The following is an 11,506-nucleotide window of genomic DNA, read 5'->3' on the forward strand; positions in this document are numbered from 1 at the left end:
GGTTAGTCCTCCCTTCTGTGGAGTATGCGACGGTTGGCTAACCAGACGAGTGCGTCAACCTGCCACAGTTTGAGTGCCCCGCCGCTTTGTTGAGCAAGACGATGATAGGTGAGTCGAGTACAGACAGGATGAAGAAACGTTCCTCCGGCGAGCCTGGGGCTGCATTGTCGTTCTTGATGAGTTGTTGCAGGACCACGTCCGCTACTTTGCGTGCCACCCGGGAATGCCGCCCGAGCGTACGGGGCGTGCTCATGCGGGTGTGTTCGCCCCGATGCTCGGGGTGCGTTGGCGTGACGGTCATGCCAGACAAGGCGGTAAAGTCCGCTACGGTGGCGTGGCCCTGAGGCTGGCGGTACCAGGCTGGAACGTCGGGCTGAACCCAGGCGGGGGCGTCAACGGTCACGGTGAAGTCCGCAACAATATCGGTACTGCTGGTGCCCACGAAGACGCGCCAGTCGCCCGGTACGGCGCGGAACGTTTGGTGATTCTCGTCCCAGCGCATGAAGGCCCGAGCCGGAATATCAATTGTTAGCGTGTCCTCTTCGTGCGGTTCCAGCCAGACCTTTTTGAACGCTGCTAACGCCTTAACGGGGGCGAGTTGCGCCTGGTCGGCCTGACCCACGTAAATCTGCACCGTTTCGGCACCACGACGTTCGCCCTGATTAGCGACGGTAATAGTCACTGTGCGGTCAAGTGCATCGTCAGTAGCGCTGGTGGCGTCAATGGTACCGTGGTTGAGCGTGAAGTTGGTGTAACTGAGGCCAAAGCCAAAGGGGAACGCAACCGGCACCTGTGCCTTGTCGTAGTAGCGGTAGCCCACGTACAGGCTTTCGGCGTACGGAATAGCGAGTGCGTCCGGCTGGCTAAAGTACGGTGCGGCGGGAACGTCGGCAGCGTGCAGCGGGTAGGTTTCGGCTAGTTTGCCGGATGGGTTGACGTCGCCGAAGAGGATGCGGCTCGCCGCGGTTCCGACGGCTTCACCACCCAGGTAGAGCTGGATGATGCCATCGACTTTGTCCGCCCACGGCATGCTGACGGGAGCGCCACCAACCAGGACGACAATCAGGCGTTGCGTAACTGGTGCCAACGCAGCAATGAGGGCGTTTTGGTTATCGGGTAGGTTGAGGTTCTCGCGGTCAAAGCCTTCCGACTCCGCCGTGCTGGGCAGGCCGGCGACCACAACCGTCGTCGTGGCGTCCATCGCCGCCTCGGTGGCTGCGGCCACGAGTTGGGCGTCATGTTGCTCACTCCCTAGTTCGTAGCCACGGACGAAGTTGTAGGCGTGGTGCTGCTCGTCGAGACCGGCGAGGATACTGGTGGGCGTGGCGTTGATGTGCGAGGAGCCGGCCCCCTGGTAGCGGGTATGCTCAGCCAAGTCGCCGACTAGCAGTAGTGAGTCGTCGGGATTGAGTGGCAGGGCATCGTCGCGGTTTTGCAACAGCACGGCTGCGTGTTCCTCAATCCGCTGTGCTAGTGCGTGGTGGGCGGCCATCATCGCTTCGGGGTCGGTGGTGCCGGCCGGGCGTTGGCGGTTGGCGAGCGCACTAATGCGGGTAGTGGTGGCGTCCAGACGGTCTTGCTGCAATTGGCCCTGGGCGAGTGCTCGGTTGGCCTCGGCATCAAAGATGTGGTTGGAACTCGGCATCTCGATGTCCGTCCCGGCGTTGATGGCCGCGACTTTGTCGTTCAGGCCACCCCAATCGGTGACCACCGCACCTTTGAACCCCCATTGCTGCCGCAAAACGGTATCGATGAGGTAGCGGTGGTCGCTCATGAAGTGACCGTTGACCTGGTTGTAGGCGGTCATGACGGTTTCCGGCTGGGCCTGTGTGACTGCCAAGCGGAAGGCCTCCAGGTACACCTCGTGCAGGGTGACGGGGTCGATGAGCGCGTCATAACGGAGGCGGTCACGTTCCTGACTGTTACCGGCAAAGTGCTTGAGGCTGGCGCCCGTGCCGGTCGATTGCAGCCCGCGAATCCAGGCTGCCCCCATGGCACCGGCCAGCAGCAGGTCCTCGGAGAAGTATTCAAAGTTGCGGCCGCCTAACGGGCTACGCTTAACGTTGATGCCTGGTCCCAAGACAACGTCGATATTGTAGCGACGGGCTTCCTCACCGATTGCCGCACCCATCGCACGCAGGAGCTCAGGGTCCCAGGTGTTAGCTGCGGCGCTAGCGGTGGGAAAGGCAGTAGCGGGGACGCTGGCGTTCAGACCGAGGTGGTCAGCGGCTGCGTCCTGAAAGCGGAGTCCGTGGGGGCCGTCGCTAAAGCGGATACTGGGGATGCCCGGCACGCTTTCAGTGGTCCAGAAGTCGTGGCCGGAAGTGAGGTTAATTTGTTGTTGCGGAGTTAGTTTAGTCATCGTTTTTTTCGTCCTTTCCGTTAATCGGACACTTGTTGGGCATCTGGGGCAAAAAACGTTCGATTGTACACCAAACGGGGGTGCAACAAATCGTTACACCCCCGTAGTACGCGTTACGTCGCGTTCCCAGCGACTACATTTTACGCTTCTAGGGAGATGAAGTCGCCCGCAGCGAACATGGTTTTGACAAAGTCGGGTACGGTGTCCGTCCGGTTCCAGTCGCGTTGCCATTCGCAGGCGAGCTGGGCGTTGGTGGTGAGCTCAGCGCCGGCCTGTTCCATCCGCCGGAGTGCGGTTTCGTGCGCAACTTTGCTCGTGCCACCGACCGCGTCGACAACGGGGTGTACTGAGTAGCCTTCCCGCAGTGCGTCGAGTGCGGGGAAGGTCAGACAGGCCTCGGTCCACAGGGCGGCCATCACCAGGTGCTTGCGGCCGGTAGCCTTAACGGCCTCGACAAAGTCGCCGTCTTCCCACGCGTTGATGTTCGTCCGGTCGATGGACGGAATGTCCCCGAGGACGCGCTTCAGGTAGGGCACGGTGTCCTTGTTACGACCAGTGGCCACGTTAACCGTGGACAGCACTATGGGCACGTGGTAAATCTGGGCCAACTGAATGGTCATTGCCACGTTCCGCAGCAGGGTCGGGTGAGCGATGGACTGAATTGATTGAATTTGGGTTGCCTGGTAGTCAATTACTAACAACGCACTATTCTCTGGTGTTAACAGAGCATCCGTGACGGGGTCACGACGAGCTAAACTAGTCATAAGAAAGCGCCTCCAAATTATTTGATAACTAGATTGTAAACTTACTTACCAAAAATAACAAGTGCCTGTGTTAACTATTTACCCACCTATGCCGCGCGTGCACGTAAATTGGTTTTGTGCGTGCCCGTATAATCCGACCGTGTACAATAACAACAGGTGTCGGAGTGGGGTGGTTGGTGGGAACACGCGGGTGGCCTTTGGGACTGCGGCTTACGTGTCCTGCGCCGTAGTGGGTGACGGCAGCGTTGGTCGGACCGGTGAGCTGCGGCTTTCGTGGGGTGCTCCATGGTAACCACTGCTAGGGCGAAGGCTCCAACCCGCCAAGTGCGGGCGTGTTTCCGCCGCGATTTCTAGCCTGCCCGGAAAACCACCGGCCAGTCTAGAAATTCGTCGCGTTCTAATGGCTAAAGCCATAAGAACGTTACACCCCGGCAGTGGTTACCATTCCGACCCCACACGCCTCCGCTCACCGGCCCGACCGACGCGGCCTCCCCAACCACGTCTCCGGACACGACGCCTCGTCGCAAAAGCCGCCTGCGGGTTCTCGCTACATTGTGGTTGCGTCTACTATGTCCACAAGCCTTCGTGCACAGTTTGTCAGATTTTACCTGTTGGTGTAGTTATATTAGATCTCGTTTCTGCCTACAATGCTGGGTAACCACTAATCTATGGGAGGATACTCGAAGTAACGAGTGCCGGCAAAGGGATGGTGGGGTGGAGGCGTCGTGTCCGGAGACGTGGTTGCTGCGGCCCCAGAGCGCTGTTCGAGCGCAGCGAGTTACAGCGGCAAATCTTGGAGACAAAGTGGTTTTTCTTTGGCTCCGAGATTCGCGGGAAGCCCGGCACGGGCTGGAGCGTGCGGGTGTAGCAATCACGGCATAGGCACGTAAGCCGCAACCCCACCGTCCCTTTGCCAGCACGGATGTAAAGGGATCAATGTACAAACCCCCGTCAGATGATATAGTTAATTACAGTTATTGCGTAATATCTCAGAATGAGGAGACCCTGCCATGCCCGCCTGTAATCGTCCCGATGAAGTTCTTGCCCTGCACGTTCTTCAGCAGTACGCGCCAATACGTTATGCCCATGCATTGCACGCCGACCGCCCGGATATCTGGTGCTTGCGGCCGTCTATTGGCGTGGAGGTCACATGGGGGTACGCCAACCACATTTTGGCGCAGCTCGGTTTGAACTCGGCGCGGGATCCTCACGATGCGTTGCTGCGGTACCACAGCCAGTACCAGATGCCCTTTGCTGACCGCACCGGCCGGGCCTTTGAGTACCTGGAGGCGAACGGTACCATTGACCGGAACATTGAGCCGCCCGCCCACCTGGGTAGCGGCAACGACATGCTGTTCGCATACCGGCGCAAAGTCGCGAAGGCACACCAATACCGTCAGTTTGCCGAAATGAACCTGTTTCTGCACATCTTTCCCACAACCGATGACGAGGTGCGGCGATTTGCCGCGGCTGCAACAGAGCTCGCCCGCCGGCCCGTTCTGCGGACTGTTTACTGCTACGACGGGCGCACGCTGTGGGTCGTGGATTTGATGCGCGGGATGATTAGCCATGCGGAAGTGGTGGTGTCCAACTAGCCCCCTGGCAAGGTGAACGTAAAAATCGCGGTACCGGAATTAGTCCGATACCGCGATTTTACTGTCTAATTCACATCCACGTCAGTCCCCAACAGCTTGGGCCGGCCCAACCAGTAGCCCTGGATGACGTCACAAGGGTACTTACTGGTGATGGCGTCAAGCTCGATTTGAGTTTCGATACCCTCAATTGCGATGGCCTTGTGGTGTTCCTTGGCCTCGTTGTACCACATCGATAGGATTGGCTCGATTTCACGGAAGGTTTTGCACGGCCGAAAGTCTTGGCAGGCAAACTTGAACTCCGCGACATCGTCCTCCATGCCTTTAATGAGGTTCGGATTGTTTTGCCCCACACCGACGTCGTCCACGCACACTAGGAGGTTGTGTGCGTGGAAGCGGCGGGCCGCAGCCTGGATATCGGCCACAGAAACGTCGGGGTCGCGGCGCTCCGTCAGCTCGGTGAAGATATTAATCTTGGTGCGCGCCTGGATCCGTGCAACCATGTCCATGAATGCAGGATCGATAAATTGCCGCTCTTCCAGGTTGAAGGAAAGTAGGCGAATTGAGGATGACATAGTATCAACAATATTGCCTAGTAGATCGCCAATTGCGTCGGCCGTAATGGCGTTAAAATCTTCCGGCAGCACCCATTTGCCGTTCTTTCGTTCACGGATAAAAAGTTCATAGCCAATTGGTAGGCGGCTGGATCCGTCGCCCACGAACTTGGGTTGCCCAAAAAAATCGGTACATAACGTGCCCTCCCAGTAAACCGCTCAAAAATATAAAAAAACGACCCGTGCATGGTCTTTCACATGTGCGGGTCGTGTGCTACGTTACCGTAGCCTGAGCAGGTTGTTATTCGCGTTATTTCACAATCGGAATATCGATTGCCTGATTAATTACGTTAACTTTAATTTAGCAAAGTCGTAGCCCAATGGCAATAGCCTTCGATAAAATTTGGTTGGGAAATCAGCCATGTGATGTGTCAATACACCCACTCCACACCTGTTGTTATAAAAAGGGTTTAACTATTGGGACGGTGCCGTAATCGTGCCGAGTTTGTGCTCTTGTGCGTTAGTCGTGAAGCGTGAACTGTAACTTCATCCGCGGTGCGGCTAGCTTGAGCATCTGGCCGAGCAACTTGGTTGAGTTCTTAACGTTGATGGCGGCCATTTCATCGTTGACGGATGCCAAGTAACTTTGCAGGTCGTCCTGGTCGGCAGCCGCCGCATCGGCTTTGATTTCGAGGTTGCGCGCCGCAGCCGTCGTGTTCTCTTCGTAGAGGTTTTCGAAGTCTTCGAAGAGGGCGAAGTCGGTGTCACCAAAGATAGCCAGTGTGTTGGCCAGCCAGTACATGTTAGCGGGGTCAAACTCACCGGTCGTGTTCTTGTATGGGGCTGGCGTGTCGTTAACGTTGGCGTAGAACGGCAGGACGGAGTTGAACGTGTTTGGGCCAAAGGCGAGCCAGTGAACGCCGGCGATGGCGGCAGGTACGTCGTTGCGGATTTGGAGGATGTGCAATTCCTGGTTACGGTTGATCCCAATCGGCCGGTACAGCTTCTTTTCCGCATCAGTCCCGGTAGTACCGTAAACATCGTAAGGCGTGTTCTGGTAGTGGGAGCTGAGGACGAACTTAACGTCCTCGATGCTAATTTTGCGGTCGGTCCGGCAGATGAACGGCAGGTCCTGGTCAATCGGCGTGGTGTCGAATTCAGGATTGAAGTACTTCTGGCCGTACCATGCGCGGGGGTTGTTGTAGCGCGTGTCCTTGATGGTGGCAGAACCAAAGATGTGGCGGAGGTCGTAGCCTTCACGGTCGGGGTTGAGGTGGTGCTGCTCAATCAGGTCCTGGAGGTCAGCGCTGGCCATGTAGTTTTCATGGTCGTCAAAGTCGAAGTCGTCGATGTTAAAGCGGTTTGGTGCCACTACGTAAGCGTCGTCGGGAATACGGACAGCGGCCCAGTGATGACCGGCGATACTTTCGAACCACCATACTTCATTGTTGTCGGAGAAGCCAATTCCGTTGGTCTCATAGGTACCATACTTTTCCAGCAGGCTACCGAGGCGTTCGACCCCTTCGCGGGCGCTGTGGATGTATGGCAAAGTGATGGTTGGCATGTCTTCTTCACCGATACCTTCGTCAACCAGTGGGTCCACACCGAGGATACGGCTATTGGTCGTGATGGTTTCGGTGGAAGTCATTGCGACGTTATCGCTGTTAATACCAGCGGCTGCCCAGAGCCCGTGGCCGTCGACGGCTTCTGGTGTAGAGGTGTACTGGAGCGGGTTGTCAGGCAGGTCGATGTTGAACTTGCTGAGCACGGACTGGTAGTGGCGAGGTTGGTCTTCGGGACGAACCACGACGAACTTTTGTGGGTGCAGCGGTTCGTTGCCGTCTTCGTTACGGGCGATGATGGTGGAACCGTCAATTGATGCGTCTTTGCCGACCAGAATGGTGGTACAGGAACCCTTGATGTGTTTGGACATGAGATTACCTCTTTCTGTTTGTATGATGAGTTAATTGTATAGCTTGTGGTGGGGAAAGGCCAATTCGGAAAGTTAAATTTGAACGTGATTAAACTAATGGTGAGTGGGATGTATGTTAGTGGACAGCCGCACACCAACATTAACGAAACTAAGCGTCGGACGGAGCCGTTACAGTAACAACATCCAGTCCTTGGTTAATGCCCGCGCCTTGTTGTGTTGACTGTCGTATTGGTAACGACTCTCAACCTCATTGATGATCATGGCACGAATGCGTTGATGCTGAGCCCAATAGTCATACTCACGCCCGCGTGGAGGTGCAGGCAGATTATTGACGTCTAGGAACGGCAATTTAAGCTGCTGGCCCCAGTTGGCGTGATGATAAAGTGTGGCGGTCTGATGAAGTAGGGGGTTCAGTAATTCCTCGCCCATGCTGGTAGTGAACTCAATTAAGCGGGTGAGGCGCTGTTGGCACAACCCAATTTTTACGCACAACCGGCGTTCGTAATATTGGCCATTGCGGAACCGTGCGGGTGACCACCACGCTGCACGCAATCGGTGAATGTTAAACCAGGGCTGTGCACGTGACTGGTCAACGCCCATGGCCAGAAAACCATCATGGTCGCTAGTCCACGCCGTCATCATTTCGATTCGTGGGCAAATATCCCTAAAGAGTTCGGGATTTCCAAGTGCCCAAAGCATCGGTTTATTTAGTCCGTGTACATACCTGGTACGGTCGATTAAGTTGTTGCTGCGCTGCGAGCTGACATAAATCTGACTAGATTCATGGATCAACAGGCTGCGATATCCACTGCTTGGGGCAGCAGGGATGATTGCAGCAATATCGGACGTCAGGTAACACAGTGGCCAAGAGGGCAACTCTACAGGTAGAGTTGCCAGGTAATCGGTCGAATGGCCACCGATATAAAAATGTTGATTCATAAATCACCGCACCTCGTTTTTTTGAAAAGTGGTAGGGTGCGGCTGTCCACGCAATTATTGTAGGATATGCGCCCGGCACGAACAAACGTTTGTGCGTATTTTTCCGATATATGACCATTTAACTTTGCGTGTTCTGTGATTCGCCACAGGTTATACTTTATGTTGGTGTATAACCGAATGAAGCAAATATTTTGATTGTTTTAATAGCAATTACCAAGTGATATACTGCATGTTGATTGAATTCACAGACCGTAAAGTTAGAATGGAGTCGCCATGGAGCAATTTGATGAAACAAGTGCAAATTCACAAGACGAATTGCTTGCTGAAATAATTAAAAAAAATCACTTTAGATAAGTCTGATGATTCGGTTCATCAGCAAAATGTTCGTTGGAAGAAAGTCCAGGACGAGTATTTGGTTAAGACTTTCGATTCTGACTTTCTAGGCTATAATGAATATTTTCATTCATTTGCTGCATTACGAACAACACTAGCGTTAAAGAAAACTAATTAAATGCCACGCCTTACTTCACCTTTTGCAGGTCAAGTAGGGCGTGGCTATTTAATTGATTTTTTTGGAAAAGTATTTGGGAATCATCTTCGATATACGCGCTAACGTTTTCGGGTTGTAGGAAGCCAGTCTTTAACTCCATTACATTTGCCATGCCAGCGGCCATACCGTACTTAACGGTTCTAAGATCGCCAAGACCCTGACTAATTGCGAAGAGCATGCCGCCCACTGTAGAATCTCCTGCCCCCTCAGTGTTAACTGCGTTTAGAGACCGGGTTTTAACAACGTAGAACTGTGGGTTTGCGGTGCCGACTTTAATTGCCGCTCCAGTACTACCCAGTGAAACCACTACTATGGGGATACGCGCCAGGCGTTGGTTGTGTAAGGCAGCAATTGCGTCCCGAGGATTTTCACTAATATGCTCACCAGTTAGTTCTCCTAGTTCATCATTATTTGGTTTGATGATATCCGGAATGAAATTACCACTAATTGTATCCCGTAGTGCTTGCCCAGACGTGTCTAGGATAATTTTTGAGTTAGGGGATATTTCCCGTATTGTTTGTATTATTTGTGAATATGCGTCGATAGGAGAATTTGGCGGTAGTGAACCGTTAATGGAAACGGCATCAAGCTCATCTAGGGATCGGATCATGTTTAAAAGCTCTTGAAGTTGATCTTCGGAAACCGGGTCACCGTTTTCGTTTAGTTCGGTTTTCGTGCCATTTTGGTCGATAATTGTATAGCAGAGCCTAGTTCTTCCGGGACGGGCAATAAATTTGTGAGTTACCTCATAGTTAGCAAGGTCGTCCAAGATTAGCTGACCGTTTTGCTCACCCACAAATCCTGTGGCAACTACGTTATTGTTGTTTTGACCTGATAGAATTGAGGCTACTCTGGCTGCGTTAATCCCCTTACCGCCAACAACCTGTTTATGACTAGTTTCACGGTTTGTTTTGCCGGCATCAAATGAAAGCGTGTGGTAAATCATATCGATTGATGGGTTGGCTGTGATTGTTAGAATCATTCCGTTACCTTCTTTCCGATGAGGACTTCAGTGAATTGTTTATAGTATTTAGCTTCTTCTCGTGAAATACCCGAATCAGTAATTAATCCGGTAACATCGCTTAGTGAAAGGAAGTTGTAGCGGTCGGCTTTTCCAAGCTTAGTGTGGTCACATACGATATATTTACGTTTTGCACGACTAACGGCTGCTCGTTGAACATTTCCTTCAGCAAAATTTGAGGTTGTTGCGCCTCCTTCCCAAATACCGTTGGTGCTAATAAAAGCAACATCAAACACAAAATTTGAAAGGGAGTTTTCGGCAATTGTTCCGACAAACTCGTTCGTAGTCTTGTGGTAAACACCACCTGTAAGGGTGACGTCCATATCTTTATCAGCGAGATAATGGAATGAAATGTCTGAGTTTGTGACGAATTGAATGTCCTCATTTTTGGGTAAAAAAATCCAGACTTGCGAATACAGTAGTCCCCGCACCTAAATAAATACTAGTTTTTGGTTCTACTAAATGAGCTATTTCTCGGCCAATTTCGTCCTTGGCCTCTTTTTGTAATGCGCGCTTTTCTTTAGTCGTCTTCTCTTCATAGAGGGTTGCACCACCATATATACGGGTCAAAAGATTGTGCTCGGCCATCTCCTTGAGATCACGTCGTATGGTCATGGCTGCTACGTTTAGCTCGGAGGCTATTTTCACGGTTGTCATGGATCCGGTTTTCGATGAGTTGAGCAGTGATACGATTGCACTTTGACGATCTTGTTTAAGCATAGCTGCACCTCCCTTAATCATTTTCATTGTACGACCATACGCGAATATGTTCAAGTATGTTCGACTACAGCAGTACGAATATAAAGACACGTTAATGAATCAACTGCTATCTAGGGCGTCTTGCAGTGATAATTTATTATTGAGAAAATGTTGACACAGTTCAAGAAAGCGTTTACTATATGAACTGGAACAAAGATAAACAAAAAAAATGTAAAGTTGAACATAGAAAGGAGATCTTTGCGAATGTACGAATCCATGTTTGACAAGGATTTGGTGAATCTTCACGTTGACGCCAGTAATTCAACTGAATTGTTCGAGTTGGTTGGACAAGATGCACAAGACAAAGGGTTTGCCAATCCAGCTATATAGCCGGTCTTGAAAGGCGAGAATCAAAATTTCCAACAGGATTAATTTTTCCCGATATTCAGTTAGCTTTACCGCATGTAGATCCGGAGTTTGTAAAGCAACCATTTATCTACGTCGCGAGAACTGTTAGGCCGTTAAGTTGGTTGCAGATGGGTGATAGTAAGCCGATGGACACTGACAGATTTATGTTTTTGGGAATTAAGGAACCGTCGAAGCAGGTCGGACTGTTATCGTCAATTATCGCTGCATTTCAAGATGAAAACTTCGTAACCACTTTTAAAGCGGCAAGTAGTGAGAACGAAATGGTCAATTTGCTGGTAAAAAAAATTTACACAGGTTCCAGTATAGAAAGGGAGTATGGAAGATGAAGACGATTTTAGTATGTTGTGGTTCTGGTGTGGCTACGAGCCCACAGGTTGCAAACAAGATTAATGATTTTTTTGTCAGATAATGATCTTGACGATTTTGCACATGCTGAACCCCACCCAGTAGAAACCGCAAAATCACGGATTGATGGTAATAAGGACATTATTATTTATGTTGGCATTGCACCGGCAGATGACGACTTAAAGGAAACGATTGAAGAAAACCACGTTACAGAGATTGTCGGTGTTCCTTGGCTGACCGGCATGGGTGAAGATGAGGCTAACGAAAAGGTTAGAGACGTTGTTGAACAAAACATGAAGGCAATCAATTGAGGAGATG

Annotated in this window: 9 protein-coding genes and 2 pseudogenes; 3 read left to right on the forward strand and 8 right to left on the reverse strand. The window is 51.9% G+C overall.

What is annotated here, in order from left to right; all coding sequences use genetic code 11:
• Positions 1–2 precede the first annotated feature (2 nt).
• Together JCM12539_RS03030 and JCM12539_RS03035 are read right to left on the reverse strand one after the other, a co-directional pair.
• Positions 3–2,362: pseudogene (locus JCM12539_RS03030) on the reverse strand (glycoside hydrolase family 3 C-terminal domain-containing protein).
• Between the two features lie 140 nt (positions 2,363–2,502).
• Positions 2,503–3,126: a hydrolase gene (locus tag JCM12539_RS03035; RefSeq protein WP_054649162.1), complete on the reverse strand. Its 624-nt coding sequence runs from the start codon at positions 3,124–3,126 to the stop codon at positions 2,503–2,505.
• 1,010 nt (positions 3,127–4,136) lie between these two features.
• On the opposite strand from JCM12539_RS03035, the gene JCM12539_RS03040 reads away from it, so the two are divergent.
• Positions 4,137–4,721, forward strand: a complete 585-nt coding sequence (locus JCM12539_RS03040) for a hypothetical protein (protein ID WP_054649164.1) — start codon at positions 4,137–4,139, stop codon at positions 4,719–4,721.
• A 65-nt stretch (positions 4,722–4,786) separates the two neighbouring features.
• Here JCM12539_RS03040 and JCM12539_RS03045 read toward each other — a convergent pair whose 3' ends face one another.
• From JCM12539_RS03045 to JCM12539_RS13825, 6 genes are all read right to left on the reverse strand, one after another.
• Complete coding sequence (locus JCM12539_RS03045) at positions 4,787–5,437, reverse strand: EAL domain-containing protein (protein WP_054649166.1); 651 nt, start codon at positions 5,435–5,437, stop codon at positions 4,787–4,789.
• 355 nt (positions 5,438–5,792) lie between these two features.
• The gene (locus tag JCM12539_RS03050) at positions 5,793–7,205 is read right to left on the reverse strand and encodes a C69 family dipeptidase (protein ID WP_054649168.1); all 1,413 of its coding nucleotides are present in this window, start codon (positions 7,203–7,205) and stop codon (positions 5,793–5,795) included.
• Positions 7,206–7,373: 168 nt separating this feature from the next.
• Positions 7,374–8,144, reverse strand: a complete 771-nt coding sequence (locus JCM12539_RS13025) for a hypothetical protein (RefSeq protein WP_156302017.1) — start codon at positions 8,142–8,144, stop codon at positions 7,374–7,376.
• Positions 8,145–8,665: 521 nt separating this feature from the next.
• Positions 8,666–9,676: a 1-phosphofructokinase family hexose kinase gene (locus JCM12539_RS03060; RefSeq protein ID WP_054649172.1), complete on the reverse strand. Its 1,011-nt coding sequence runs from the start codon at positions 9,674–9,676 to the stop codon at positions 8,666–8,668.
• Positions 9,673–10,146, reverse strand: coding sequence for a DeoR/GlpR family DNA-binding transcription regulator (locus JCM12539_RS13820; protein ID WP_225350214.1), 474 nt, complete (start codon positions 10,144–10,146; stop codon positions 9,673–9,675). The genes JCM12539_RS03060 and JCM12539_RS13820 overlap by 4 nt, the downstream gene beginning before the upstream one ends.
• A complete protein-coding gene (locus tag JCM12539_RS13825; RefSeq protein ID WP_225350215.1) occupies positions 10,097–10,435 on the reverse strand; it encodes a DeoR family transcriptional regulator in 339 nt (112 codons plus the stop codon). Before JCM12539_RS13825 ends, JCM12539_RS13820 begins: the two co-directional genes overlap by 50 nt.
• A gap of 365 nt (positions 10,436–10,800) precedes the next feature.
• Between JCM12539_RS13825 and JCM12539_RS03070 the strand changes: the two genes are divergently transcribed.
• Together JCM12539_RS03070 and JCM12539_RS03075 are read left to right on the forward strand one after the other, a co-directional pair.
• Complete coding sequence (locus tag JCM12539_RS03070) at positions 10,801–11,169, forward strand: PTS sugar transporter subunit IIA (RefSeq protein ID WP_369396052.1); 369 nt, start codon at positions 10,801–10,803, stop codon at positions 11,167–11,169.
• Positions 11,166–11,499 (forward strand): annotated as a pseudogene (locus JCM12539_RS03075) (PTS sugar transporter subunit IIB). The gene JCM12539_RS03070 and the pseudogene JCM12539_RS03075 overlap by 4 nt, the downstream one beginning before the upstream one ends.
• Positions 11,500–11,506: the final 7 nt, after the last annotated feature.

It is taken from the genome of Lacticaseibacillus pantheris DSM 15945 = JCM 12539 = NBRC 106106 (assembly GCF_001311175.1).
Taxonomy (GTDB): Bacteria; Bacillota; Bacilli; order Lactobacillales; family Lactobacillaceae; genus Lacticaseibacillus; species Lacticaseibacillus pantheris.